A 23,442-nucleotide genomic window follows, 5' to 3' on the forward strand; every position below is an offset into this window, starting at 1 on the left:
CGGCCTCGAGCGCCAGCAGCACTCGAGGCGCTGCATCAGGTGACGCGTGACGGGGCTGGGAGCTCCCAGCCCCCACGCTTCACGCCACCGACTCGCTGCGACGCTCCGGGGGCAGCGTGGGCTCCAGGACGACAAGCCCGTAGCGGCTCGAGCCCTGGTTCTCCGCGGCGAACCTGCTCTGTCGCTGCACGCAGTCGCTCACCTGCTGGGCGGCATCCGGGCCGGTGAAGGTCTGGGTGAAGGTGCCTCCCTGCGGCGCCGACATGCCCGCCATGACCCAGTTGCCGGGCGCGGACTGGTGGATGCGGTACTCGTCCTCGGAGACGCGCTCCACGATGACCCAGTGCCCCGTCGCGTCGCCGTTCGACGTCCCGTCTCCGTTCAACGGGCGCATGACGATGGCGCGGGACTCCCCCACGGGAATGTCCGCCAACGAGGTCAGCGTCGGCGGGGAGTCCATCGAGGTATCCGTCTCGGAGGTGAAGGTCTCCACCGCCTTGAAGTCCAGCGACTCACCGGTGGAGGATACCGGCAGGCTCACCGCGAGGCCTGCCTCGGGAACCTGCTGCCCCACGACCTGCGCCCAGACGGCCTCGGAAGAGGTCTTCTCGTAGTCCGCCGCCGCGCCGTCCCGTGTCGCCTGCGAGGACCACCCCGGCACGGCGGCCCCCAGGAAGTCCCACGCCAGCGTCGCGCACCAGTTGGCGTTGTCATCCTCGCGCACCGCCTGCGCGTCCGGCTCGATGAGGTAGACGGAGTCGTCCTGGCGCCGCACCTCCCCCAGCCACGCGTATCGCTCATACGGCACGTCGACCGGGCTCCACGTCTCTCCGTCATTCAGGAAGGCTTGCCCTGCCTCGGGGTCCCAGGTCGGACGCGTCGGCTCGGGCGTGGGCGTCTGCGCCTGGAGCAGGTGCGTCATCGCGACGCTGGAGGTCCCACCGTCCAGCAGATGGGCCCTGCTCCGTCCCCTCGCGCCCGGAGTGCCCACGAATTCATCCACGGGCCCTCGCACACCGCCCGTCTTCACCGGGACCTCGGACGACACCTGAGCTCGGGCCTCCCGCGGCGGGACGTACACCCGTGCCTGTGGTGACAACTTCACGCGCCAATCACTCATCTCCCCCTCGCTTCTCCAGCCCCCCAAGGGCCGGCTCATTCAAGCTCACGAATCTACCACGAGCAGTGAACAAGAAACACACGGACGAGCCCACCCGCCGACGCGGAGAATCCCCGGGTCCCCGCGAGCGACACCTCGGTGGGCTCGAGCACCTGTCGCGGCCCGGGTCTCTCATCGGGACTCCCAGGGCCGGCGCCGAAGGTCTCCAACAGGAGGTCGTCACTCCAGCAGGCGCAGGGCCACGGCCTGACGCAGCACCTCGGCGAGCACGTCCATGCCGGGCAGCGAGCTCACCGTCCGCACCGACACATTGTTCGTCGACGTCTGCGTCGAATCGCCCACCACGAAGGGAAGCGGACGTCGTCCCAGCCGCAGGAGCCGCTCGTCGTGGAAGGCCTCCGGTGCCCGCTCGCACAACCTCCGCATCAGCACCGTCATGTTCGCGATGCGCGAGGGCTGCATCGCCGGGCCCAGGCAGGAGAACTCCATGCCGTGCTCGCTCAGCAGCGCTCCCTGGCCGCCGCGAGAGAAGACGTAGATGACCTGCGTCGTCTCCTCCGACTCCTGCCGCACTGTCTTCGCCCCCGTGCGCGGCAGCATCAGCCCATGTGAGGCGATGGCCAGCCCGTAGGCCTTGGCCACCTCCATCTTGCTGGGCTGCTCCTTGTGCTCGCTGCGCGTGCGCACGGAACTCGCGCCTCGCAGCACCACCGCCACGTCACGCCAGCTCCAGGACTGCGCTTCACCGGAGCGCGCGCTGAACGTCACCGCGTCCTCGCCGAACGTCACCCGTCGCGCCGCGAGCCACTCACGCCCCAGCCCCTGCTCGTCCACCGCGAGCACCGCGAGCCCCTCGCTCCGAAGCGCCTCCACGAGCGCCTCCGCCGCCTCGGGCGCGAGCCGCGCCAGCAACGCCGGCGTTTCCGGCGCCAACCGCATCCGCGCCTCCGCCAGCGCCATGCCCGTCACCGCCGCCAGCGCCTTGGCCGCAGACTGCATGTCCGGCGCGGCCGCCACGAGTGCCACCACCTTCATGTGCCCACCTCGCTCTGACGGCAGTGGAGCACGTTTCGCCGCGAAGGGCATGAGGGGCGCGCCCACCTCCACCGCACCGTGATGCCCCCGCTGCCGGAGCGTACTTCCGGCCACCTCGCCCCCCTGAGAGCCGCTCGGCTCAGGAGCGTGAGCCCGCTGCGCGGGGCCACGCGTCCTGCGCCACCGGCTCGCGCGCCAGCTCCGCCAGCTCGGAGGGCTCGAGCACCTGCCGCAGCTCGATTTGCGCATCGTCGCTTCCGGGCAGGAGGGGACACCGGCGCGCCCACTCCAGCGCCTCCTCGCGCGTCTTCACCTGAATCATCCAGAACCCGGCAATCAGCGCGTCGGACGAGGCGAAGGGCCCGGTCGTCACCGTCCGCTTGCCTTGTGAGAAGTCGATAAGCGCGCCGCGTGACGAGGGATGAAGTCCCGCCGCGTCGAGCAACACCCCCGCCCGCACCAGCTCATCGTTGTAGCGGTCCATCGCGGTGATGAGCGCTCGACTCGCCGGGCCTCCCGACTCCGTCTCCAGGCGGGCCTTCAACAACAGGATGAATCGCATCGTCGCGCCTTTCTGCGGTGCACACGCCACGCCTCCTCGCCCGCTCTCGCGGGTGTCGAGCCGTGGCTCCATCTGCGCGACGAATGAGACATGTCGAGATCGACACACCTGTGTTGCCCACCCACGCCCCAGGTATGCCACCCGGTGAGCGCGCGGAGGGCGTGGGCACCCCGTGAATTATCCGGGCATTTTCGCACGCCGGGATTCCCCAGCAATGCCAGGAGGTTGCGCCGTCCGGCGCGGGAAAAACGGGGGTCGTGTCGATCCCCCGAAAGGCCGTTCGTCGCCCTTTTGAAGCCGGGATTCCAACCCACCCCCCAGGGAGAACTCACATGGCCAAGATCATTGGCATCGCTATCGTCATGCTCATCGTCGGGCTGGTTGCCTTCATCGCCACCCGTCCGGACTCGTTCCTCATCGCGCGCAGCCGAGAGATCCAGGCGCCGCCGGAGGCCATCCACGCGCTCATCAACAACTTCTCCGAGTGGCGGCAGTGGTCGCCCTACGAGAACGTCGACCCCAACATGACGCGCAGCTACGAGGGCCCCGCGGAGGGCGTGGGCGCCACCTATGCCTACCAGGGCAACCGCAACATCGGCTCGGGCAAGATGACGATTCTGGAGAGCAAGCCCGGCGAGCTCGTCGCCATCCGCCTGGAGTTCATCGAGCCCTTCGCCGCCGTCAACCGCGCGGACTTCACGCTGCGCCCCGGTGAGAAGGGCACGCTCGTCACGTGGAGCATGTCCGGCCCCAACACCTTCATGGGCAAGGCGATGACGGCCTTCGGCTTCATGGAGTCCTTCGTCGGCGGACAGCAGGAGAAGGGCCTGACGGACCTGGAGACGGCGGCGAAGGCGCTGGCGCGCAAGTCCACCCAGTCCGCGCGCAGCGAGGCCTCGCCCGCGCTCGCCCACTAAAGCCGCTCCTTCCCCACGCGTCCCCAGGGCCGTTCCCTGGGGAGGACACCTCGATGATGCTGATGATGCTGTTGGGACAGCTCGGCTCAGCCGCGCTCCAGCACCGCCGCCACCGCCTGCCCGCCACTGGTGCACAACGTCACCAGCGCGAGCGACTTCCCCGTGCGCTCCAGCTCGTCCAGGGCGGTGCCGACCAGGATGCTCCCCGTCGCGCCCAGCGGATGGCCCAGGGCGATGGCGCCGCCGTTGACGTTGACGCGGTCGATATCAATCTCCAGCGCCCGCGCCGTCTGTAGCACCACCGCGGCGAAGGCCTCGTTGACCTCCCAGAGGTCGATGTCCCGCGCCTTCAGCCCCGCGGCGTCCAGCGCCTTGCGAGACGCCATCGCCGGCCCGGTCAGCATCAGCACCGGGTCGCTCCCCACGGCGGACACCGAGCGGATTCGCGCCCTCGGCTTCAGGCCGTGCGCACGCACGTAGTCCTTCGACGCCACCAGGATGGCGCCCGCGCCGTCCGCGATTCCGCTCGCGGTGCCCGCGGTGTGCAGGTGCCGCACGGCGCCCGCGCGCGGGTAGGCCTGGAGCGCCAGCTCGTCGAGCGTCTCACCGTTCGGGCCCTCGACGCGCGCGCCGAGCTGCGTGAAGGCGGGCGCGAGCGCGGCCAGCTTCTGGGCCGTCGTGTCCGGGCGCGGGTGGTCATCCGCCGCGAGCAGCACCTCGCCCGTGTGCGGGTCCTTCACCGGGAACAGGCTCCGCAGGAAGCGCCCCTCGGCCTGGGCGCGCGCCGCGAGCTGCTGCGAGCGCAGGCCGAAGGCATCCAGCTCCTCGCGCGTGAAGCCCTCCAGCGTGGCGATGAGGTCCGCGGAGATGCCCTGGGGCACCTGGAAGAAGCGCCGACGCAGGTCGACGTTGCCGCCGTCCGTGCCGCCCCCGTCCGCGTTGAGGCCGTAGCGGCTCATCTGCTCGACGCCGCCCGCCACCACCAGGCGCTGGGCCCCGGAGGCCACGCCCATGGCCGCCACAGACATCGACTGGAGGCCGGAGCCACAGAAGCGGTTGAGGCTGAAGCCCGGAATGGAGAGGGGCCAGCCGGCGGCGAGCACCGCGTTGCGCGCGATGTTCGCGCCCTGCGCCTCGATTTGCGACACCGCCCCCACCACCACGTCGTCCACGTCCGAGACGTCCACGCCCGTGCGCAGCGGCAACTGCTTCAGCGTCTGGGCCAACAGCTCCTGCGGGTGCAGCCCGCTGAGCGCTCCCTTCCCGGGCCTCGCCCGGGCACGCGGAGTCCGGACCGCATCCAAGATGTAGGCATCCATCGACCAGCCCTCCATTCACGGGCGACGTCGCGCCGCCCTGGTCCAACAATATTATGAGCATAATATGGTCGCAACCCGGAGGTGACGAGGAAGCGGACGGAGCTGGATGGGAGGCGGCGCGCACCCCATGACGTGTATAATGGTGTACAGCGAGGTGAGAGTCGGATGCCGCATCCCCCGGAGCAGAAGCAGTCCACGCATGAGCGAATCCTGGAGGCCGCTGGAGGGCTGTTCCGCCAGAAGGGCTTCCTGACGACGAGTGTGGACACCGTGATGCGCGCGGCCGGGCTGACGGTGGGCGGCTTCTATGCGCACTTCGGCTCGAAGCAGGCGCTGCTCATCGAGTCGCTCCAGCGCATCATGAGTCGCCAGCGGGTGGACTGGCCGCAGGGGCTGGAGGACCTGAAGGGCGCCGAGTGGCTCAACCACCTGGTGCGCCGCTACCTCTCGCGGGCCCACCGGGACGCGCCGGTGCCGCCGTGTGCCCTGCCCGCCGTGCTGTCGGACGTGGTGCGCGGCGAGGCGGAGCTGAAGCAGGCGCTGGCGGAGGAGCTGAACCTGACGGTGGAGAGCTTCACACCGCACCTGTCCTCGGACGAGCGCGCCACCGCGCGGGAGCGGGCCCTGGCGACGTATGCGCTGTGCGTGGGCGCGCTGACCCTGGCGAAGGCGACGGCGGGCAGCCCCATCTCGGATGAGGTGCTCAAGGCGGCCCGCCGCGTGGCGATGCTGTCGGCGGAGGACTCGCGGGTCGCGGAGAAGAGCGACCCGAAGAAGTAGGAGCCGCGGGCTCTGGAGGCTGACGAACCGCGGGCACTTCTCCCGGACGAACAGCGCGTGTCCGCCAAGGACTCGCAGGCCCTGGAGAAGAACGTCCTCACGAAGCGGGGGCGTTGTGACCGGGCAGTTGACGCCCGCGGAAGAGAGCACGCGACGGTATCTTCCGCGAACGCGGGGAGACGACCGGCTGCGTCGTCGGGGGTCACCCTGGCGCCAAGCCGCTTCAGCGCTTGTCGCGACCCTGACTCAAGGTCGCGACGCTCGAGGCATCACGGGGGTGGAGCCGCGCGTCACTCCGGGGTCGCGGCACGCAGCGCCACCGGGTGTGTCTTCAGCCATTCCTGGCAGCGCTGGATGCGCTCGGCCGACGCGGGCAGGTTCATCCGGAGGAGCAGCTGCCGGTAGGGCTCGAAGCTCTCGGGCGTCCAGGTGGTGAGCGCCTTGAGGTCCGCGAGCGCCACCATCTCCTCCGCCGAGCGCCCTTGAGCCTCCTGCCTCGCGGTGAGGAGCGCGGCCAGCGACATGCGCGCGGGCTCGGCCTCGAAGGCGATGGCGGCGTCCGCGTAGAAGGCACGCAGGGCCTCGTCGACCGCGGCGTCCTGGGACTTCTGGCGCATGCGGTTCAGCATCCCCACGAGGAAGTCCTCGTCCAGCGCGCCCTTCACGCCGCGCAGCAGCGCCGTCACGGCCTCGCGGCGCTGCGCCGGCTCCGCCCCCTGCGGCAGTCCCTTCAGGGCCTGCATCGGCTCCCAGAGGACACAGGTGAGCCAGAGCTCCTCCTCGGGCGCGAACACGGGCGGAGTCGAGGGCTCACGCAGCTTCGCCTCCACGCGCGCCGCGCGCTCCTTGGCCTCGCGGGCGATGCGCTCGGCGAGCCCGGGGTCCTCCTTCACGTAGTCCACCAGCGCGTCCACGTCGCCGTCGCGGGCCTGCTGGAGCGCCTTGCGCGCCTCCTCCGACAGCGAGCCCTCCGACATCCCGCTCGCGAGCAGCTCGTACTTGGCCAGCCACTCCTTGTGGCGCGTGCTCCACTCGCGGAACTGCACGTCGAAGACCACGTCGAGGATGGGGTTGTTCTCGGGGCGCAGGCGGCTGGACGCCTTCGAGGCGCCCGCGATGACGGCGCAGGCGCGCAGCGCGCGCTGGTCCTCGGCCGGGAGTCCGGGCTCCTCGCTGCGCGCACGCAGCACGGCCGCGAGCCGGTCCAGGAACGACTTCGTCGCCAGGGCCTTCACGGTGCCCACGAGCAGCTCCCGGTGGGCCTGGTTGGCGTCCAGCGTCTCCACCTCGGAGATGCGCGCGAGCTCCTGGCCCACGTGCTTGTCGAACGCCTCCGCGTCGAAGCGCAGCCCGGGCCCGGGCCCCCACTCCGCGAGCAGCTTCCCGAACCGGTCCAGCGCGACGGCCAGGTAGCTCACGTCCGGGTTTTCGAGTTCCTTCCGGACAGCGGTCTGCCCCGAGGTGGGGGCAACAGGCGGCGCGGCGCGGGCGCGGTCCTCACTGGCGTGGCAGACCTTGTACTTCTTGCCACTGCCACAGGGACACGGGTCGTTTCGGCCGGGCTTCTTCTGACTCAAGGGCTGCGCCTCTCGGCTCGCGGGGGCGAGCGGTGGAATCCGCGCGCACCGTAGCAGGAGGCCCCCGCCCCGGGCAGCCTGCTGGCGACGCCCTGTCGGGAACCGAGCCAGGACCTTGGACGTCTCGACAACACCGGGCCGGGTCCTCTCTGATGCTCGGTGAGGTGACACACATGGGGAAGCAGGGGCTGTTCATCGCGGTGGCATCGACGGTCGTCCTCCTCGCGGCCTCGGGCCAGGCGCGGGAACCCGGGTCCACGCCGAAGGCAGGGCCTGGCTGCGCGAAGACGGTCCCCCTCACCGCGAAGCTCGTCGAGGACGCGGCCGAGTCAGGTCTCCAGGGCGTCGAGTCGCGGGACGACCTCCTCATCGGCACACTGCGCTACCTGAGGGAGCCCAGCGAAGCCGCCGCGGCCGCGAGCGGAACCGTCCTCTTCCTCAAGGGTCCGAAGGGCTGGCGCGCGGTCCTGCCTCAACACGAGGAGAACGAGGTCGGGCTCTATCTCGCAGCCCAGGGCCGCAAGCTCGTCGTCGTCACCCAGCGGCAGATAGGAGACCCAGGGCAGTCGTTCACCGTGGTGGTGACGAGCAATGACTTCGCCACCTCGACGTGCGCCACCCTCCCCTTTCCGCGCGAGCTGAACCAGCCCACCTGGAATGGCGAGTACCTCTCGCCGCATGACCTGGACCTCGACTCGCGCGGACGGGGCGTGCTCATCGGCTCGGCGTCGCTGGAGCGACAGGAGGAGCCGCCACGCACGCTGTGGTTCAGCTATGCCACGCGCGACGGAGGCAGGACCTGGGGCGCGCCCCGCTCACTCCCGGGTCAACAGGACGCGCCCTCCGGCACGCTCGCTCCGGCGCGGCGAGTCGAGGCCCCTGCCCTCATCGCGGACCTGCGCGCGTTCGTGGAGGGGCAGGCAGCACCGAGCGATGTACAGCAATGACCTCACACGGGGACGGCGTCCACAGCGCAATCGAGGCCGGTGAACGTTGCCGTGAGTCCAGGCAACAACCGTCCCGCGGGGCCGGGCTCGCAGTGACGTGCAGCGGAACCTCGTGCCAGTGAGTGCAGGCAGCAGTGACGCGCGCTCGTCCTGAGAGAGCACCCCGCGGAGCCCCGCTGTCCGCCGGGAGGACCGCCCCTCCCTTCGAGCGACTACGGATAGACGCCCGCGGTCAGAGCCCCACCGGGCGGTCAGCCTTGAAGTTGGAGCGCTCGGCCTCGGTCAGAGACAGTCGTTGCCCGCATCCGTTCCGCGCCGAGAGGACCCCCGCCTCCAGCACGGCCGCCACGGCCACTGCCTGCGCGGGCGTCACCGGATTGAGGCCCGTGCCACGCACGGCGTCCCGAATGCCCGCGTAGAACTGGCGATAGTCACCCCGAGGAGCCGTCGTTCCTCGTGACGCGCCCGTGGGCCCCAGGATGAGACGCCCGGGCCAGACATCCTCGCCCCAGTCCTTCGCTCCCGGCAGTTCGCCAGCGATGAGCCGGTCGGCCTGGGTGTCCATGCCGTGCTTGAGCCAGGAGCCCTTCGTCCCGTGCACCGCGAAGCGAGGCATTCCTCCCGCGATGAGCATCGACGCCTGGAGCACGACGTGGCGCTGGGGGTACTGGAGCGTCACCTGACACCAGTCATCCACTGTGGCGTTGTCACGGTGGATGGCCAGCAGGGCGTTCACGGTGTCCGGCAATCCGAACAACTGCAACGCCTGGTCCACCAGGTGCGGGCCCAGGTCGAACCAGATGCCCGCGCCGGGGACGGGCTGCTCGCGCCAGCGCTGGCGCACCTCGGGCCGGAAGCGATCGAACCGGGACTCGACGTGCGTCACCCGGCCCAGCGTGCCTTCGGCGAGCAGCGCTCTCAGTTCGAGGAAGTCGCTGTCCCAGCGTCGGTTGTGGAACGCGGACAACAGGCGCCCCTGTGAATGCGCCAGCGCCGCGAGCGAGCGCGTCTCCTCCAGCGTCACCGCCATCGGCTTGTCGACGACCACGTGTTTGCCCGCGCGCAGGGCCGCCTGGGTGAGCGGGACGTGTTGCTCGTTCGGTGTGGCCACCACGACCAGGTCCACGTCCGGGTGCGTGGCCGCCTCGATGGCCGAGGGGAGCACCGTCACGCCCGGAAGGTCCGCATGGACGGCCTCGGGCCGGCTGGACGCGATGACGTGCAGCGAGAGCCCCTCCACCGTGCGAAGCAGCGGCGCATGGAAGGACTTGCCCGCGAAGCCGTAACCCAACAGGGCGACGCGGAGCGGAGGCTGGGAACGCGCGGGCTCACTCATGGCGACCGGGATTGAAGCACATCATGTGCCCCTCATCAGGGCAGAGGTCACCCACAAAAAACGAGGCCATCCGCCTGAGGAGGAAGCGGATGGCCTCGCCGCCGCGGTCACACGGGCCCCAAGGTTCCGGAAGGAGCGGGGCCAGTCCCCGGGAGCCGTGTTCGCGGACTTGATTCACTCAGCCCATCAAGTGTGGTGATGCAGGCTCTCCACCAGGTACGGGTCTCCCACCGGCAACATCGGCGACGTGCGCACCGCGCGCGTGACGGCCAGCGTGAACAGCGCCGCCACGCCCACCAGCCCGGCCAGCTCATACAGGCCCAGCACCGGACCGTGAGGCTGATGCGCCGGCGCCACCATCAGGTACAAATCCAACCAGCGCCCCACCAGCAACACCCCCGCGACGCGCAGCAGATGCGACGGGTTCATCTTCGCCGGACGCGGCAAGAGCAACACGAACGGCAGCGCCCAGTTCAACACCACGTTCGCGTAGAACGGCACCTCCCACCCACCGTGCATCCGCGCGATGAAGTACACCGTCTCCTCGGGGATGTTCGCGTACCAGATGAGCAGGAACTGCGAGAACCACAGGTACGCCCACAGCGTGGCGAAGCCGAACATCAGCTTCCCCAAGTCATGCAGGTGACTCGCGTTGAGCTGCGGCAGCGCCCCCGCCCTGTTCAACAACACCGCCACCACCGTGATGGCGCAAACGCTGGAGCTCAAGAGCCCCGCCACGTTGTAGAGCGCGTAGATGGTGCTGAACCAGTGCGGCTCCAGGCTCATCAACCAGTCGAACGCCGCCAGGCAGAAGGTCAGCGAGAACAACACCAAAAACACCGCCGACACCGTCACGTTGCGCCGCGTGAGCGCCTCGCCAGGCTGAGCATCCTGCCGCAGCGAGTTGCGCCGCAGCATCCACGTGAAGGCCACCCACAGCGCCAGCATCACCGCCATGCGAATCGCGAAGAACGGGACGTTGAGGAACGCCTCCTTCTGATGCAGCAGGTGGTCCGTCTCCATCACCCCCGGCTTCGCCCACGGGTACAGCGTCGTCGCGAAGGGCAACAGCGCCAGCATCGTCGCCGCGCCCCAGGGCACGTACGACGCGAACGCCTCGGGGATGCGCTTGAACACGGTGAACCACCCCGCGTTCGCCACGTACATCAGCGCCAGGAACACCGCGCCGCCCAACCCGAGGCACAGGAAATAGAAGCCATTGGTCAGCAGGCTCGTCAGCGCCCGCTCCCGGGCCTGCACCAGGCCGAGCACCAACACCCCCAACCCCGCCCCCGCCGCCACCTGCGCGGCGCGGTGGAAGACGGGCGAGACGGCGAAGCCGCCCTGCGACTCGGGGCCGTGGGCCTGAACGGGGGCGCTCATGGCGTCTCCTTGCGCGCCGTGCGCGCGGGGTTCTGCAGCGAGCGGAGGTAGTGGACCAGCTTCCACCGGTCCTCCGGCGCCACCTGGGAACCATGGGCCGGCATCAAGCCCTGCCCATGCGTGATGATGTGGAAGATGCGACCGTCCGGGAGCGCCATCGCGTGCTCCGCCAGCAACGACGGCGGCACCGGGAAGCGCGCCGTCACCGGCCCATCCCCCAATCCCCCCGAGCCGTGGCACGGCGTGCAATAGCGCTGGAACGCGGTCTGCCCTCGCGCCAGCACCTCCGGCGACGCCGGATACGGATTGCGCAGCTCGCGACCCGCCTTCTCCGCCGCTTCCGTCCCGGCCGTCAGCTTCAGCGGCACATGCCCGCGAGGCACCGTGCCCTTCGCCGGCGTCAGCAGCGTCTTGCCGTCCGCCGTGTTCGGGTTGCTCGCGAAGCTGTCGTACGGCACCGAGGACACCATGTCCGGCGCGTACTCGTAATTGGGGCGCGTCTCGTCCTGCTCGCACCCCGCCAGGGACAACACCCCCAGCGTCGCCGCTCCCACCCAGGTCCGCTTCACGACGGCACCTCCCTCACATCCGTGGCCACCGCGCCGTGGCGACGCATCAAGTCCTCCGCCGCCTCTAGCGACTCCGGCGTCTGACGCGGCGCCACGACGATGGCGAACCGGTCATCCGTCACCCGAGGCAACGTCGGCCGCTTGTTCCCCGGGAACAGCTTCGTCCTGAAGAGGAACGCCGCCACCGTGGTCAGCGCGGCGAACAGCACCGTCAACTCGAACGTCACCGGGATGAACGCGGGGAACGAGTTGAAGGGCTTGCCGCCCACGTTCAGCGGCCAGCTCACCACGCTGGTGTAGAGCTGGAGCGACATCGCCAGCGTGGCGCCCGTCAGCCCCGCGCCGAAGCACACCCACGTGAGCCGACTGGGCTTGAGCCCCATCGCGTCATCCAGGCCGTGCACCGCGTACGGCGTGTACACGTCCCGCAGGTCATGGCCCGCCTCGCGCACCGCGCGGGTGGCCTCCAGGACCTGCTCCTCCTTCTCGAAGTAGCCGATGAGAACCGGGGCACTCATACGGGGACATCCTTCCGGGTGGCGATGGCGAGCGGCGGCGTGTGCCGGCCCGAGGTGTCTTCCGTCGGCGCCTCGTGCGCGGCGGCGGGACGCGACGGAGGGTGGGCCGCCCCGTGTCCGGGCTCGCTCCTGGCGAAGCCGAGCACGCTCTTCACCTCGCCAATCGAGATGATGGGCAGCACGCGGACGAAGAGCAGGAACAGCGTGAAGAAGAGGCCGAAGGTCCCGATGAAGGTCCCCACCTCCACCATCGTCGGCGTGTACATGGACCAGCTGCTCGGCAGGAAGTCGCGGTGCAGGCTGGTGACGATGATGACGAAGCGCTCGAACCACATGCCCACGTTGATGACCAGGGACAGCGCGAAGATGGCCGCGGGCGAGGTGCGGATCTTCTTGAACCAGAACAGGTGCGGCGACACCACGTTGCACGTCACCATGATCCAGTAGGCCCAGGCGTAGGGGCCGAAGGCGCGGTTCATGAAGGCGAAGCGCTCGTACGGGTTGCCCGAGTACCAGGCGATGAAGAACTCCGTCGCGTACGCCAGCGAGACGAGGCCACCGGTGACGATGATGACCTTGGTCATGTTCTCCAGGTGGCGAATGGTAATGAGGTGCTCGTAGCCCAGCACCACCCGGGTGATGATCATCAGCGTCAGCACCATCGCGAAGCCGCTGAACACCGCGCCCGCCACGAAGTACGGCGGGAAGATGGTCGTGTGCCAGCCGGGAATCACCGATGTGGCGAAGTCCATCGACACGATGGTGTGCACGCTGAGCACCAGCGGCGTCGCCAGGCCCGCGAGCAGCAGGTACACCGTCTCGTAGCGGCTCCACGTGCGGTGCGAGCCCGTCCACCCCAGCGACAGCACCTTGAAGACGGCCTTCTTCACGCCCGCCTTCAGCCTGTCGCGCACCGTGGCCAGGTCCGGAATCAGGCCCACGTACCAGAACACCGCCGACACGGTGAAGTACGTGGAGATGGCGAACACGTCCCAGAGCAGCGGCGAGCGGAAGTTCACCCACAGGCTGCCGCGCGTATTCGGATACGGCAGCACCCAGAAGGCCAGCCAGGGCCGTCCCATGTGGATGACGGGGAAGAGCGCCGCGCACATGACGGCGAACAGGGTCATCGCCTCCGCCGCGCGGTTGATGCTGGTGCGCCACTTCTGCCGGAAGAGGAAGAGGATGGCGGAGATGAGCGTGCCGGCGTGGCCGATGCCCACCCAGAAGACGAAGTTGGTGATGTCGAACGCCCAGCCGATGGTCTTGTTCAAGCCCCACACGCCGATGCCCGTGCCCACCTGGTACGCCACGATTCCCGCGCCGGTCCCCAGGACGGACACCGCGATGGCGAACGCCGCCCACCACTTCCACGTGGGCGCGCGCTCCATGGGCGCGCAAATCTCCTCCGTGAGCTGACCCAGGGTGCGCGACTCGCTGACCAGCGGCACGCGCAGCGGGGACAGATGCTGGTTGCTCATGTTCCGCTTCCCGACCCGGTGTTCCGGATCTTCGTGAGGTAGGTGATGGACGGCCCGATGTTCAGCTCCTCCAGCAACCGGAACGCCCGCCCGTCCTTCGCCAGCTTCGCCACCCGGCTCTCCGGGTCATTCAGGTCCCCGAAGTGGATGGCCTTCGCCGGGCAGCTCTGCTGGCAAGCCGTCTGGATGTCGCCGTCCCGGAGTGGCCGGCCCTCGCGGTTCGCCGTCGCCTTGCCCTCCTGGATGCGCTGCACGCACAAGGAGCACTTCTCCATGACGCCGCGGCTGCGCACCACCACGTCCGGGTTGAGCACCATGCGCTCCAGGGGCTCGTCGTGCGGGTAGTCGAACCAGTTGAAGCGCCGCACCTTGGTGGGGCAGTTGTTGGCGCAGTAGCGGGTGCCGACGCAGCGGTTGTAGACCTGCTGGTTGAGCCCCTCCGACGAGTGCACCGTCGCGAGCACCGGGCACACCGTCTCGCACGGCGCGTTCTCGCAGTGCTGGCACATCATCGGCTGGTGCACGACCTGCGGATTCGCCGCGTCGCCCTGGTAGTACCGGTCGATGCGCATCCAGTGCATCTCGCGCTGGCGCAGCACCTCGTCGCGCCCCACGCTGGGGATGTTGTTCTCCGCCTGGCAGGACACCACGCACGCCGAGCACCCCGTGCACGCGCTCAGGTCCACCGCCAGCGCCCAGCGGTGGCCCTTGTACTCGTGGCCGGACCACATCGAGAGCGAGTGTCCGCCGTTGCCACCGCCGTGGCCGCCGTGTCCCTCGTTGCCCGCGCGCGGGTTGGCCAGGAACGCGGCCAGCTCCGCCTCGCGCACGTGAGGCCGCCCCTCCAGGCTCGAGTGCGTCTGGGTGAGCGCCAGCTGCTGCCGCTCCCCCGTGGCCGCCACCGTCGCCCCCGGCACCGAGCGGCGCACGCGCCCGTCCACCACCGCGGCCAGCGAGTAGACGCGCTCCCCCACTCCGTCGCCGATGCGCCCGGCCCGCGTGCGGCCGTAGCCCACCGCGAGCCCCAGCGCGCTGGGGTGCGTGCCGGCTTGAATCAGCACGGGCAGCGAGACCGACCTGCCGCCCACGCTCACCTTCACCACGTCGCCGTCGGACAGGCCCAGTTCCTTGGCGCGCGCGGGTGAGATGAGCGCGGGGTTGCCCCAGGTCGCCTTGGTGATGGGGTCCGGTACCTCGTGGAGCCACGCGTTGTTCGCCATCGCGCCGTCGCGCAGACCGACCGAGGGGAACAGCACCAGCTCCCACTCCACCGAGGGACGCGCCACGCCGGCGAGCACCTTCGCCACGCCCTCCTCACGGAAGGTCAGCGGCGCCGCGGGCACTGACGACAGCGTCACGACACCCCGGCGGACCGAGTCATCCCAGAAGTGGGCGAAGTCCGTCCCTGTCGCGCCGGCCCTCGGGAAGACCTCCGCCTCCCAGCGCGCGCGCAGGAAGTCGTGGTGGGCCTGGGCCGCGCCGGCCCACGTCAGCAGGGACTCCACCGCGTCACGCGTGTCGTGCAGCGGCGACACCGCGGGCTGCCGCAGCGACACCACACCCCGACGAGGCTCCGCGTCGCCCCACACCTCCAGCGCCGTGGAGGCCGGAGCGTGCAGTCGCGCCAGCACCGCCGTCTCATCCAGCCGGTCATTCAGCGCCACCGTGAGGGGCACGTTCTTCAGCAGCGCCCCCAGCGCGTCACCGCGCGCGTCGGTGTGCGCCGGGTTGACGCCGAGGAAGAACGCCGCGCCCACGCTCCCGGCCCCCAGCTCCGCGAGCAGCTCGCCGTACGACAGCGCCTTCTCGTCCAGCGCCACGCCGTCCCGGGGGAGCACCGTGGTGCCCTCGTTGCCGAGCAGCACGTTCGCCGTCGCGGCCAGCACCTGGCCCGCCACCTCGTCGCCACCACACACCACCAGCGACTCGGTGCGGTGGGCCCACAGCGCCTCGGCCAGCTCATCCAGCGAGGCAGGCTCCAGCCTGGAGGCAGGCAGCGACTTCAGCCCCGGCACCTCGCGGCCCGCCTTCACCGCGAGCCTGCGCACCACGTCACCCAGGGCCAGCGTCACGTCGGACGGCGCCACCACGAAGCGACGGTCCGCCGCCGCGCCGGTGAGCGTCATCACCGGCTCCACCTGGAAGTGGCGCGCCATCGCCTTGCGCGTGGCCGCGTCGCGCGCCTCCGCGTACTGCCGCGTGAAGGCCACCGGCGACACCCACGTGCCCAGGAAGTCCGCGCCGAAGCTGGCGATGACCTTCGCCCTGTCGAAGCGGTAGTCCGGCACCACGCGGGCACCGTGCGTGACGCGGTACGCATCGCCCAGCGCCGACAGCTCGCCCAGGGGCTCGTAGCGGACCGTGCGCGCCGTCGGGTGCGCGGCGAGGAAGCGCGACACCGCGGCCTCCGCCGTGGACCCCATCACCCAGGGCAGCACCAGCCGGATGGCCTTGCCGTCCTCGGTCGCCTTGGCGAGGCCCTTCTTCACCTCGGCGTCCAGGTCCGTCCACGACACGCGGCTGCTGGCGCGCGAGGGGAAGCGGGCGCGGCTCGCGTCGTAGAGCGAGAGCACGGAGGCCTGGCCCACGGCGCACACGCCGCCGCGGGACACGGGGTGCTCGTCGTTGCCCTCGACCTTGATGGGGCGACCGTCGCGCGTCTTGAGCAACAGGCCGCAGCGCGCGGGGCACGCGTCGCACGTGGACGCGTACCAGAGCGCCGTGCCCGGCGTCACCTCGTCCGGCCGCGACACGTAGGGGATGAGCTTCTGCACCGGCGCGCGCTGGCAGGCCACCATGGCCGCCGCGGCGCTCAGGCCCATCATCTTGAAGAAGTCACGACGGCTGCTCGCATCCGGAGGCGCGGCGGCGACGCCCACCGGAAGCTCCTCGGCGAACTCGTTGCGCTGCGTGTCGAGCCACGAGGCATCCGTCGCGCGCTCGGCCAGGCTCTGCCAGTACTGGGGAAGTTTGTCGGACATGGCGCGGGGGTCCTCAGCGGTGGCAGCTCGAGCAGTCCGAGGGCGGCTGGAGGGTGCGAGGGGTCTTCGAGGGCTCGGGAAGCGGCTCACCGGACATGAGGGCCAACAGCTCCCCCTTGCGCGGCGCGGAAGCGATGGGCGCCGTCAGTCCTTGCGCGCCCGTCTTGCGGTGACAGTCCAGACACCAGCCCATCGTCATGGGCTCCACCTGCTCCACGCGCACCATCTGCTCCACCGCGCCGTGGCAGGTCTGGCACTTCAGGCCCGCGGTGACGTGGCTGGCGTGGTTGAAGAAGGCGTGGTCCGGCAGCCGGTGCACGCGCACCCACTGGATGGGCGCGTTGGCCGCCACCGCGGCGGCCACCTTCTGGACTTCGGGCGAGTCCTTCTTCACCTGCGTGTGGCAGTTCATGCAGACGCTGGCGGACGGCACGCCCGCGTGACGGCTCTGCTCGGCGCCCACGTGGCAGTACTGACAGTCCAGCTCGTACTGGCCCGCGTGGACCGCGTGCGAGAAGGCCACCGGCTGCGCCGGCATGTGGCCCTGCTGGTTGTTCACCGGCCCGCTGCACCCGCCCAGTCCCAGCGCGAGGAGCGCGCCGGCCTGGCCGAGCCCGCGGATGGATGCGCGGCTCATGGCGTCTCCTCCCGAGGCGTGCCGAGCAGGCCCGGCTCCACCGACTCCTCCGCGCGCTGGGGCACCGTCGCGCGGTTCATCCGGATGAAGGGCGCCAGCGCCAGCAGCACGAAGCCCAGGAGCACGTGCACCTGGTAGACGGTCGGCGCCGTGAGCATCCGCGTCGCGTCCGGCTGGAACGTCATCAGCGAGCGCACGTACGGCACACCGATGTGCAGGTACCAGGCGGTGCCCCAGCGCAGCGCCACCGCGATGTACACGGCGGTGAGCACGTGCGCGAAGAGCAGGCCCAGCGTGAGCGCGGGCGTCCACTGCCCCGCCTTCGCCTTGCGAAGCCCCAGCGACGCGAGCCCCCAGGCCAGCAGCATCGCGCCGATGAGCTGCAGCGACTCCAGCGTGAACAGGCGCGCGGGAGAGGCGTTGAAGGCCTGCATCGCGCGAGGCGCGGCCAGCCCCAAGAGATGGAAGAACGCGACGATGGCGACCCCCGCCAGCACCGCGCGCCCCGCGGACGTCCAGGGCGTGGTGGGCGGCGCGGGCTCGCGCGCGGTGACCCTCCAGATGGTGCCCGCCAGGGCCACCCCGGCCGCCGCGTACGGCAGGGCGTTGAAGAGGAACGCGTCGCTCACGACTGACCTCGCGTGGACGGAGCCGAGAACATCACTCCGATGAAGCCCAGGACCGCGGCCATGCCGACGAGCCCCAGGTAGAAGAAGTCACGGTCCCCCCGGGGACGGCTGCCATCGCGGGACACGTCCGCGAGGTACGCCTTGAGGGCGTACTGCTCCTCCTCGTCGAGCGGCGCCTTCGCGTAGAGCGGCCCCATCATCGGCCCCTCCAGCTTCGCCAGCGCCGGACGCATGCCCTTCTCGCCCATCCGCGCGAAGGCGAAGGTGAGGTTGGGGCCCAGCGTGCCGCCGCCCGCCACGCCCAGCCCGCGCACGTCGTGGCAGCCGATGCAGGCCGCGCCGCCGTTCTTCAGCGACTCCGCGCCCTCGAAGAGCCGGCGGCCCCGGGCAATCTCCTCCGGCGTGGCGTCCGTGCCCATCTTCTCCGCGGGCGAGGGCTTGCAGCCGCCCTTCCCCTTCTGCGTGCAGTCGCGGATGAAGGCGTAGAGGCTGTCGCGCTCCGCGTCGGAGAGCGCCTGGTCCGGCATGCGCACGCCGTTGAACTTCGCGAGCAGCTCGGTGGCCACCGGGTCGCCCGAGTCGATGAGCGCGCCGGGGCTCTTGATGAAGCGCGTCACCCAGGCCTCGTCGCGGCGCTCCAGCACGCCGTGGAGGTCGGGGCCAATCCGGTCGCCCTCGCCCATCGAGTGGCACGTGGCGCACCGCTGGGTGAAGAGCTGAGCGCCCTGGCGCGCGGCGCCCTGCGCCAGCGCGGCCGGCGCCGCCAACAGGGCCAGGAGCGGAATGATGGGGACGAGCGTTCGCTCCTGACGCGGCCGTCCTCCCAGCTCACGTGTCCGCATTGCTGCGTGCCCCTCCTCGCGGGGAGGCCGGGCTCATTGCCCGGCACGCGGCGACGTCAGTGCAACGCGAAGGCCAGGATGATCCACGCCCCACAGCGGCGCGAAGCTCCGGAAATCAAGCGAGCGGTGCGCAGCATTTGCGCGCGGCGACACACGCCGACGCACTGTTTGCCAGCAGGCATCCCGAGAGGGCTCGCGGTGCCCGCGCCAGCACGCGCGCGGCGCACTTCATGACGAAGAGGGCCTCACGGCGGCGAACCTTGCGCTCGGCTCCCCGCGAGACACTCGCGAGATGGAGTCCATGCCCCCGCCCTGCTGAAACACGAAGGCCCCGAGGCGAGACACGCCTCGAGGCCCGGGCCCACGCGGGGAGCATGAGGCTCCACCCGCCTGGAGCGACAAATCACATCGCGGTGGTGGTGAACACGCCGCGGCCGATGGCCATGATGCCACCGATGATGAAGAGCACCGCGAGCCCCACGCCCGCCAGCGGCAGCGCGTAGCCCGGCTGGGGACGCCGGCGATTCACCGAGAGCAGCGCCTGCGCGGAGCCGGCCGCGAGCACCATCATCACGATGTGGCCGATGAGCGCCGGGTAGTAGAAGCGCGTCACCAGCACGAGGATGCCGAGCAGCACCTGGAGGTGCAGCAGGCCCGCGAAGGAGGAGCCGAGGATGCGGCCTCCCTTGTCGAACGGGCGCTTCGTGGCGAGCCCGAAGGCGAAGTAGGCGATGGCCAGCACGCCCGCGAGCAACACCAGATAGCGGAGCCCGGAGTGGGCATAGAAGAACATTCGGTCCATGGGTCTCTCGGGGTTTAGCTCAGGAAGGGTCCGGCTCGGGAGTCTTCTTCGTGCTGGGCGGCAGGGGCGGCGCGGCGATGTGCTCGCGCGGCGGCAGCTCCCCGGTGAGGCTCTTGAGGAAGGCCACCAGGTCATCCACCTCCGCGTCCGTCAGCGTCCGCGCCAGCTGGTGCTTCGCCATCAGCCGCACCATCGTCGGCAGCTCCTCCACGCTGCCGTCGTGCAGGTACGGACCGGTGCGCTCCACGTTGCGCAGCGTGGGCACGCGGAACTTGCCCCGGTCGTCCTCGTTCTTCGTCGCGTCGAAGCGCCCCGCGTCCTTCAGGCCCGGGTAGTCCTCGATGAGCCCCAGCTTCTGGAACGACGTGCCGCCCACCGCCGGGCCGTTGTGGCACGTGGTGCAGCCCGTCACCACGAAGAGGTGCAGGCCGCGCTGCTCCGCCTCGCTCAGCGCCGAGTGCTGGCCGGCGAGGTACTGGTCGAAGCGCGACGGCGTGGTCAACCCCCGCTCGAAGGCCGCGATGGCGCGCGCCGCGTTCGCCAGCGACACGGGCTTCTTGTCGCCGGGGAACGCGTCACGGAAGCGCGTCACGTACTCCGGCATGGAGGAGAGCGTGGCCACCACGCGGCGCTCGTCCGGCATGGCCATCTCCACCGGGTTCAGGATGGGGCCGGACGCCTGCGCCTCCAGCGTGTCCGCGCGCCCGTCCCAGAACTGCGCGATGTGGCCCGCCGCGTTGTAGACGGTGGGCGAGTTGCGCGAGCCCTTCTGCCCGCGGTGCCCATCCGACAGCGCCTTGTTGTCCACGCCGTAGGTGTCCAGGCCGTGGCAGGTGTTGCAGGAGACGTCGTGGTTCTTCGACAGCCGGGGCTCGAAGAAGAGCATGCGGCCCAGCGCCACCTGGGCCTCGGTGTCCTGGGGCACAGGTTTCGCGTCCTTGGCCGGCGGCGTCGGGCGGAAGAAGTGCGAGAGCTGCTCGGGCGTCATCGGCTTGGGGCCCGGCGGCTTCGGCGCGCTCGCCGTCGTGGGCGGCGCGACGGGCTCCTGCTTGCGCTCACAGCCCGACAACGCGCCCAGGGAGGTCAGCGTGAGCAGGGTGACGAAGCGGGTTCGGGACATGACGCACTCCAGGGGGTGTGGACGGCCCGGCACGCTATCAGCCCCGCCTCCGGCCGGGGCCCGCGTCTTTGTGACGCACCCCGCCCGCGCTTCCCGCGTCCATCAGCCCGTCAGACGCCTGCGCTCCGCCGCTCCCCTGCTCCTCGGACGAGGAGCCCCTGGGTGCGAGGCCGCGCCCTGGCCGCTACCTCCCGGGAGCGACAGCTTTGACGGGCCGCTTTCGCTTCAGCGCCCACGCAGCGGGGCGTCCACCGGGTGTGGCAAGCCCGGAGCGCCCCGGCTCGACGACTCGGAGGATGGATGCGGGATGAAGACGGTGGAGACGCGAACCGGGACGTCGATGTCCTCATCTGCCGCAAGTGCCTGATGCGCGGCGCGCGCAGCGGGGGCGGCGTCGAGCTGCCGCGCTGGCTCCAGCGCTCGCTCGCCGACCGAGGGCTCGCCGATGAAGTCCGCGTCATGCCCACCGGCTGCCTGCGCCAGTGTCCTCGCGGCAAGGTCACCGTGCTCATCACGGGGGGCCACGCCGAGCAGGGCAGCGCCTTGATGACGGTGGAGCCGCTGCTGGAGCGAGAGCCCCTCCTGCGCCTCGTCGAGGCCCGCGCGCGTCCCGACCAGGACCTCTTGTCCCCGTCGCGTCCCGAGGAGGAGCACGACGGGCGGAGCGGCCCGTAGCGAGCCCCGCGCCTGGGGGCTGGGCGTGGGGCCGAAGAGGAGCCGGTCCACGAGCCACGACACGCCCAGGCCCGTCGCCGTCCCCGCGGCGTCCCAGGCCAGGTCCTTGAACGAGAAGGTGGTGCCCCGCCCCAGGTCGTACAGCTCCTTGCCCACGCCCACGCCCATCGCGAGCCCCGCGCCCGTCCAGAGCCGCGCCTCGGGCGGCTCGAAGAGCAGCGCGCCCGCGCCGTAGCCCACGCCCGCGAGGACGAAGCAGGCCGCGAAGTGCTTGGGCTTGTCCGGGCCCAGCCAGTCATCCCCCGACGCGGCGCTCGCGACGGGGCTTGCCAGCAGCGCGACGAGACAGGGGGCGAACCCGCTCCGGTTGGAAAGCTTCATGAGCAGGGATGTAGCACCCCACGGACCGTCCAGGTGGCCTGTCCCTGGGTGTGGGGATGACCTCGCCGGTGGTGCGTTTTCGAGACGAGTCCAGCACATCGTCCTATGCTCCGGGTCGCGTGAACCGACTCGGCCCCTCGTTCACCTTCCAGCAGCAATCGAACCGGCACCCCGGGCTCGACGGGGCGCGCGGTCTGGCGGTCCTCGCGATGGTGCTGGGACACACGCTGGACGCGCTGCTCTCGGCCGAGGCGCGCCTGCTGCCGTGGGTGCAGCACTACTGGGCCTTCCGCGGCGTCACCGCGCCCCTGTTCCTGCTGGTGAGCGGCTGGGCGGTGGTGGCCGCGCTGGGCACCCGGCCCAACGCCGCGCGAGACACGCTCGGGCGTCGGGTGCGCCGCTCGCTGTTGCTGCTGTTCCTGGGGTACTTCCTGCACTGGCCCGGGTGGCACGCCGTGCGGGACATGGGCTGGACGGACGCGATGGTGTCGCACGTCCTCACCTTCGACGCGCTCCAGTGCATCGGCTTCGCGTTGCTGGTGGGCTCGGTGCTGCTCGCGCTCGTGCCCGCGCAGGGCGGCCGGCCGTTGGTCCTGCTCGTGCTCGCGGTGGGCATCCCGCTGGTGAGCGCCACCGCGTGGAAGCTGGGCGTGGGTCTGCCGGGCGCGGTGCAGCAATTCCTGGGCAGCGCCGCGGGCAGCCGCTTCCCCTTCTTCCCGTGGGCGGGCTACTTCTTCGCGGGTGCGTTCGCGGCGTACGCGCTGCACCTGCTGCGTCCGGGCTGGCCGCAGGGCCTGGCGCTGCTGGCGCTCGGCGCGGGGATGCTCGGGCTGACGCGGATGACGACCGCGGACTGGACGCCCGCGAGCGCGTGGCTGGTGGCGTACCGCGTGGGTCAGGGGCTCCTGGTGCTGGGCGCCGTCAACCTCGCGCCCGTCCGGTTGAGCAAGCTGCTGGCGCCGTTCGGGCGGCTGTCCTTGTGGATCTACGTGCTGCACCTCCCGGTGGTGTACGGGTGGGCGGACATCGCGGGTCTCGCGGGCCGCATCGGGCCCCGGCTCGGAGTCCCCGCCGCGGTGGGCATCGGCGTGGCGCTGCTCGTGACGTGCGCGGTGGTGGCGTGGCTGGGCCGCTGGCTGACGGAGCAGGCCCGTCCGTGGCGCGCCGGCTCCACCACGCTCAACGCGAGCCTGAGCGGCACGCGCATGAGCCCGCGGGCCTGAACGCCGGCCTCAGTGCCTGGGCTCGTCCTCGGTGAACTCCGCGTCCACCTCCGCGCGTGACGCGCCGGAGCGGATGCGGCCGGGAGGTCCCTTCGACGCCGTGTCGGACCAGGACTCGGGGAACGGCGTGCCGCCCCTGGGCTCCCCCGGGAACGGACCGGGGAACCCCACGCCGCCAATGGTGGTGACCTGGAACGAGCCGTCCCGCATGCGGCGCTCGACCGCGCGGCGCAGGCGCGCCGTGACGAACCGGCGCACCGGAGGCAAGAGCAGCGACAGGCCCACCACGTCGGTCAGGAAGCCCGGCACCAGCAGGAGCAGGCCGCCGAGAATCACCAGCGCGCCGCTGAACAGGCCCTCCTCCGGCACCTGCCGCATGGCGAGCGCGTCGCGCCACCGACGCATCACCCGGCTCCCCTCGCGGCGCGCGAGCCAGGAGCCCACGAGCCCCGTCAGGAGCACGACGGAGAGCGTCGGAAGGAAACCCACCTCCCGGCCGATGGCGACCAGCAGGTACAGCTCCACGAAGGGGAGAATCAGTGCGAGCAGGAAGTACTTGAACACGCCCCCAACCTAACGCCGAGCGGCCCCTCGTGCTGGACAACCCG

22 protein-coding genes are annotated in these 23,442 nt (G+C 70.8%); 4 read left to right on the forward strand and 18 right to left on the reverse strand.

The features are described 5' to 3' along the window. Positions 1-79: 79 nt before the first annotated feature. The 3 genes from AC6JA9_RS31755 to AC6JA9_RS31765 all read right to left on the reverse strand — a co-directional run bounded on the left by AC6JA9_RS31755 (position 80) and on the right by AC6JA9_RS31765 (position 2,717). Complete coding sequence (locus tag AC6JA9_RS31755; RefSeq protein ID WP_497958313.1) at positions 80-1,048, reverse strand: hypothetical protein; 969 nt, start codon at positions 1,046-1,048, stop codon at positions 80-82. 291 nt (positions 1,049-1,339) lie between these two features. Further along, entirely contained in the window at positions 1,340-2,155 is an 816-nt protein-coding gene (locus AC6JA9_RS31760) for a hypothetical protein (protein ID WP_497958314.1), read from the reverse strand. A 139-nt stretch (positions 2,156-2,294) separates the two neighbouring features. Continuing rightward, complete coding sequence (locus tag AC6JA9_RS31765) at positions 2,295-2,717, reverse strand: YciI family protein (protein WP_223745233.1); 423 nt, start codon at positions 2,715-2,717, stop codon at positions 2,295-2,297. Between the two features lie 332 nt (positions 2,718-3,049). Here AC6JA9_RS31765 and AC6JA9_RS31770 point away from each other — a divergent pair, with 332 nt between their 5' ends. Next, positions 3,050-3,634 carry an SRPBCC family protein gene (locus AC6JA9_RS31770; protein ID WP_497958315.1) on the forward strand — a complete coding sequence of 195 codons (585 nt, stop codon included), beginning with the start codon at positions 3,050-3,052 and terminating at the stop codon, positions 3,632-3,634. An 86-nt stretch (positions 3,635-3,720) separates the two neighbouring features. Here AC6JA9_RS31770 and AC6JA9_RS31775 read toward each other — a convergent pair whose 3' ends face one another. Continuing rightward, positions 3,721-4,953 (reverse strand): acetyl-CoA C-acyltransferase, encoded by a 1,233-nt coding sequence (locus AC6JA9_RS31775; protein WP_223781863.1) that lies wholly within the window; start codon positions 4,951-4,953, stop codon positions 3,721-3,723. A 165-nt stretch (positions 4,954-5,118) separates the two neighbouring features. On the opposite strand from AC6JA9_RS31775, the gene AC6JA9_RS31780 reads away from it, so the two are divergent. Beyond that, on the forward strand, positions 5,119-5,733 hold the full coding sequence (locus AC6JA9_RS31780; RefSeq protein WP_223745230.1) for a TetR/AcrR family transcriptional regulator: 615 nt from the start codon (positions 5,119-5,121) through the stop codon (positions 5,731-5,733). 290 nt (positions 5,734-6,023) lie between these two features. On the opposite strand, the gene AC6JA9_RS31785 is transcribed toward AC6JA9_RS31780, so the two are convergent. Next, positions 6,024-7,310 carry a YecA family protein gene (locus tag AC6JA9_RS31785; protein WP_267699933.1) on the reverse strand — a complete coding sequence of 429 codons (1,287 nt, stop codon included), beginning with the start codon at positions 7,308-7,310 and terminating at the stop codon, positions 6,024-6,026. 173 nt (positions 7,311-7,483) lie between these two features. Between AC6JA9_RS31785 and AC6JA9_RS31790 the strand changes: the two genes are divergently transcribed. Further along, on the forward strand, positions 7,484-8,257 hold the full coding sequence (locus tag AC6JA9_RS31790) for a hypothetical protein (protein WP_497958316.1): 774 nt from the start codon (positions 7,484-7,486) through the stop codon (positions 8,255-8,257). 232 nt (positions 8,258-8,489) lie between these two features. Here the strand turns inward: AC6JA9_RS31790 and AC6JA9_RS31795 are convergent, their stop codons facing one another. From AC6JA9_RS31795 to AC6JA9_RS31850, 12 genes are all read right to left on the reverse strand, one after another. After that, positions 8,490-9,593 (reverse strand): oxidoreductase, encoded by a 1,104-nt coding sequence (locus tag AC6JA9_RS31795; protein ID WP_408889544.1) that lies wholly within the window; start codon positions 9,591-9,593, stop codon positions 8,490-8,492. A gap of 186 nt (positions 9,594-9,779) precedes the next feature. After that, positions 9,780-10,976: a hypothetical protein gene (locus AC6JA9_RS31800; protein ID WP_223745226.1), complete on the reverse strand. Its 1,197-nt coding sequence runs from the start codon at positions 10,974-10,976 to the stop codon at positions 9,780-9,782. Further along, positions 10,973-11,545 (reverse strand): c-type cytochrome, encoded by a 573-nt coding sequence (locus AC6JA9_RS31805; RefSeq protein ID WP_223745225.1) that lies wholly within the window; start codon positions 11,543-11,545, stop codon positions 10,973-10,975. The genes AC6JA9_RS31800 and AC6JA9_RS31805 overlap by 4 nt, the downstream gene beginning before the upstream one ends. Beyond that, on the reverse strand, positions 11,542-12,063 hold the full coding sequence (locus AC6JA9_RS31810) for a DUF3341 domain-containing protein (protein WP_223745224.1): 522 nt from the start codon (positions 12,061-12,063) through the stop codon (positions 11,542-11,544). The genes AC6JA9_RS31805 and AC6JA9_RS31810 overlap by 4 nt, the downstream gene beginning before the upstream one ends. Next, positions 12,060-13,544, reverse strand: coding sequence for an NrfD/PsrC family molybdoenzyme membrane anchor subunit (nrfD, locus tag AC6JA9_RS31815; protein WP_223745223.1), 1,485 nt, complete (start codon positions 13,542-13,544; stop codon positions 12,060-12,062). Before nrfD ends, AC6JA9_RS31810 begins: the two co-directional genes overlap by 4 nt. Next, the gene (locus AC6JA9_RS31820) at positions 13,541-16,525 is read right to left on the reverse strand and encodes a TAT-variant-translocated molybdopterin oxidoreductase (RefSeq protein WP_223781857.1); all 2,985 of its coding nucleotides are present in this window, start codon (positions 16,523-16,525) and stop codon (positions 13,541-13,543) included. The genes nrfD and AC6JA9_RS31820 overlap by 4 nt, the downstream gene beginning before the upstream one ends. A gap of 13 nt (positions 16,526-16,538) precedes the next feature. Continuing rightward, positions 16,539-17,162, reverse strand: a complete 624-nt coding sequence (locus AC6JA9_RS31825) for a cytochrome c3 family protein (protein WP_223781856.1) — start codon at positions 17,160-17,162, stop codon at positions 16,539-16,541. Beyond that, positions 17,159-17,791 (reverse strand): respiratory nitrate reductase subunit gamma, encoded by a 633-nt coding sequence (locus AC6JA9_RS31830; protein ID WP_223745220.1) that lies wholly within the window; start codon positions 17,789-17,791, stop codon positions 17,159-17,161. Before AC6JA9_RS31830 ends, AC6JA9_RS31825 begins: the two co-directional genes overlap by 4 nt. Next, positions 17,788-18,633, reverse strand: coding sequence for a c-type cytochrome (locus AC6JA9_RS31835; RefSeq protein WP_141323812.1), 846 nt, complete (start codon positions 18,631-18,633; stop codon positions 17,788-17,790). The genes AC6JA9_RS31830 and AC6JA9_RS31835 overlap by 4 nt, the downstream gene beginning before the upstream one ends. Positions 18,634-19,036: 403 nt before the next feature. Then, positions 19,037-19,435 carry a hypothetical protein gene (locus AC6JA9_RS31840; protein WP_046715465.1) on the reverse strand — a complete coding sequence of 133 codons (399 nt, stop codon included), beginning with the start codon at positions 19,433-19,435 and terminating at the stop codon, positions 19,037-19,039. Positions 19,436-19,454: 19 nt separating this feature from the next. Beyond that, positions 19,455-20,555, reverse strand: a complete 1,101-nt coding sequence (locus tag AC6JA9_RS31845; RefSeq protein WP_426745401.1) for a cytochrome-c peroxidase — start codon at positions 20,553-20,555, stop codon at positions 19,455-19,457. A gap of 225 nt (positions 20,556-20,780) precedes the next feature. Then, the gene (locus AC6JA9_RS31850) at positions 20,781-21,611 is read right to left on the reverse strand and encodes a YfiM family protein (protein ID WP_267699925.1); all 831 of its coding nucleotides are present in this window, start codon (positions 21,609-21,611) and stop codon (positions 20,781-20,783) included. 119 nt (positions 21,612-21,730) lie between these two features. Here AC6JA9_RS31850 and AC6JA9_RS31855 point away from each other — a divergent pair, with 119 nt between their 5' ends. Then, positions 21,731-22,834 carry an acyltransferase family protein gene (locus AC6JA9_RS31855; protein ID WP_473567554.1) on the forward strand — a complete coding sequence of 368 codons (1,104 nt, stop codon included), beginning with the start codon at positions 21,731-21,733 and terminating at the stop codon, positions 22,832-22,834. Between the two features lie 9 nt (positions 22,835-22,843). Here AC6JA9_RS31855 and AC6JA9_RS31860 read toward each other — a convergent pair whose 3' ends face one another. Beyond that, a complete protein-coding gene (locus tag AC6JA9_RS31860) occupies positions 22,844-23,398 on the reverse strand; it encodes an FxsA family protein (RefSeq protein WP_473567556.1) in 555 nt (184 codons plus the stop codon). Positions 23,399-23,442: the final 44 nt, after the last annotated feature.

It is taken from the genome of Myxococcus sp. MH1, from assembly GCF_059738865.1.

Coding starts and splice junctions, on each gene's coding strand:
- AC6JA9_RS31775 (WP_223781863.1), bottom strand. CDS start 4,953: ATGGATGCCTACATCTTGGATGCGGTCCGGACTCCGCGTGCCCGGGCG.
- AC6JA9_RS31790 (WP_497958316.1), top strand. CDS start 7,484: ATGGGGAAGCAGGGGCTGTTCATCGCGGTGGCATCGACGGTCGTCCTC.
- AC6JA9_RS31810 (WP_223745224.1), bottom strand. CDS start 12,063: ATGAGTGCCCCGGTTCTCATCGGCTACTTCGAGAAGGAGGAGCAGGTC.
- nrfD (WP_223745223.1), bottom strand. CDS start 13,544: ATGAGCAACCAGCATCTGTCCCCGCTGCGCGTGCCGCTGGTCAGCGAG.
- AC6JA9_RS31780 (WP_223745230.1), top strand. CDS start 5,119: ATGCCGCATCCCCCGGAGCAGAAGCAGTCCACGCATGAGCGAATCCTG.
- AC6JA9_RS31760 (WP_497958314.1), bottom strand. CDS start 2,155: ATGAAGGTGGTGGCACTCGTGGCGGCCGCGCCGGACATGCAGTCTGCG.
- AC6JA9_RS31770 (WP_497958315.1), top strand. CDS start 3,050: ATGGCCAAGATCATTGGCATCGCTATCGTCATGCTCATCGTCGGGCTG.
- AC6JA9_RS31765 (WP_223745233.1), bottom strand. CDS start 2,717: ATGCGATTCATCCTGTTGTTGAAGGCCCGCCTGGAGACGGAGTCGGGA.
- AC6JA9_RS31850 (WP_267699925.1), bottom strand. CDS start 21,611: ATGAAGCTTTCCAACCGGAGCGGGTTCGCCCCCTGTCTCGTCGCGCTG.
- AC6JA9_RS31840 (WP_046715465.1), bottom strand. CDS start 19,435: ATGGACCGAATGTTCTTCTATGCCCACTCCGGGCTCCGCTATCTGGTG.
- AC6JA9_RS31820 (WP_223781857.1), bottom strand. CDS start 16,525: ATGTCCGACAAACTTCCCCAGTACTGGCAGAGCCTGGCCGAGCGCGCG.
- AC6JA9_RS31845 (WP_426745401.1), bottom strand. CDS start 20,555: ATGTCCCGAACCCGCTTCGTCACCCTGCTCACGCTGACCTCCCTGGGC.
- AC6JA9_RS31825 (WP_223781856.1), bottom strand. CDS start 17,162: ATGAGCCGCGCATCCATCCGCGGGCTCGGCCAGGCCGGCGCGCTCCTC.
- AC6JA9_RS31800 (WP_223745226.1), bottom strand. CDS start 10,976: ATGAGCGCCCCCGTTCAGGCCCACGGCCCCGAGTCGCAGGGCGGCTTC.
- AC6JA9_RS31835 (WP_141323812.1), bottom strand. CDS start 18,633: ATGCGGACACGTGAGCTGGGAGGACGGCCGCGTCAGGAGCGAACGCTC.
- AC6JA9_RS31795 (WP_408889544.1), bottom strand. CDS start 9,593: ATGAGTGAGCCCGCGCGTTCCCAGCCTCCGCTCCGCGTCGCCCTGTTG.